The organism is Micromonospora sp. NPDC047557 (assembly GCF_043205095.1).
Classification (GTDB): domain Bacteria; phylum Actinomycetota; class Actinomycetes; order Mycobacteriales; family Micromonosporaceae; genus Micromonospora.
The window spans coordinates 1-1,283 of sequence record NZ_JBIDDK010000033.1; the positions used below are offsets into that span (position 1 = coordinate 1).

Annotated in this window: 2 protein-coding genes; both read right to left on the minus strand. The window is 67.9% G+C overall.

Annotated elements, in window-relative coordinates:
- The coding region (locus ACGGAQ_RS32575; protein WP_393056078.1) for a hypothetical protein at nucleotides 1–774 on the minus strand (774 nt) is incomplete at its 3' end.
- Nucleotides 771–1,283, minus strand: a 513-nt coding sequence (locus ACGGAQ_RS32580; protein ID WP_393056081.1) for a SigE family RNA polymerase sigma factor, incomplete at its 5' end; no start/stop codon positions are given. The genes ACGGAQ_RS32575 and ACGGAQ_RS32580, both read right to left, overlap by 4 nt.

Sequence of the window (1,283 nt, forward strand, 5' to 3'; positions counted from 1 at the left end):
CGATGCCGCCTGTACGGGCAGGGGAACCTTCTCGCTGCTGCTCAACTTCATCGAACTCGCGATCCTGTGTGCGGTGGCCTTGGCGTCCAGACCTGGGTCGTTGCCGCGGAAGCGGAGCTGTGCCCAGCCGTCGGGCGCGTACCGCCAGCGGAGGATTGTCTCAGCACCCTCGGCTCCGCTGTAGGTGATCCACGAAGCGGCGTTGTCGTTCACCGACTTGGCGGCGATGGCTTCGAGTTCGGTGCCGCGACCACCCTCGTCACGCTGGGGCGCAGCCGGGGTGACCCCCCGGGGATAGAGGACAACCGAGAATCTGCCCTTGTCGGAGTTGGCATCCCGGTCCTGATCCGCCGACAGGAAGGCGACCGAACCGGTCGAACCAGGATTGAAGCCCGCCTGGTACTGCCGGTGGTCGTAGCCGTCGGGCAACCATCCGAACGTGAGGTACAGGCCCATCGGGTCGATGGTGGCCGGGGCCTCGGGGAGGGTGGCCAGGCCAGCCGGCTCTGCAGCCACCACCGTGTAGTTACCCACAACGAGCATGTTCGCGCCACCGTCCTTGACCGGCTCGCTCCCGAACCGGCCGGGTACGACGGCCGCGCCGATGGCGAGTGCGGCAACCAGTGCGGCGGCACCGGCGGTAGGGCCGTACCAGCGCTGGCGGCGCCCGGTGCGCATCGCCTGGTCCACGTCCAGAACCTTGGAGCGGGGCGCCGCAAACCCCTCGATGTCGGCGCGCATGAGACGTACGACGTCGCGGTCTTCTTCAATCATTTCTGACTCCTCAGCGCGTTGGTTTCGGACGGAAGGAGGCGGCGCATCTTCTCGAGACCCTTCAGGGACTGGCTCTTGACCGTGCCGGGTGAGCAGTTCAACACCTTCGCTGTTTCCTCGACCGACAAGTCGTGCAGGTAGCGCAGCACCAGGACGGCGCGTTGCCGTGGTGCCACGTGCCGTAGGGCGGCCACCAGGTCCAGCCGGTCGGTGGGGTCCGCCCCGGTGGTCGCGGCCCGTTCTGGCAGCTCGGTGCCGAGCCGGACTCGGGCCCAGCCGAGCCGTTGCCCGTCGATGAATCGACGCATCAGCATGGTGCGGACGAGCGCGTCGAGGCTGTCCGCCCTTCGCGCCCGGTTCCACTTGCGGTAGAGCTCGGTCAGCACCTGCTGCAGGACGTCGTCCCCCCGGTCCCAGTCACCGGTCATCAGGTACGCGACCCGACGCCAACGGTCCATCGTGGTGCGGACGTACGCGGTGTATTCCTCGTCGGCCGCTGCCTTGTCGCT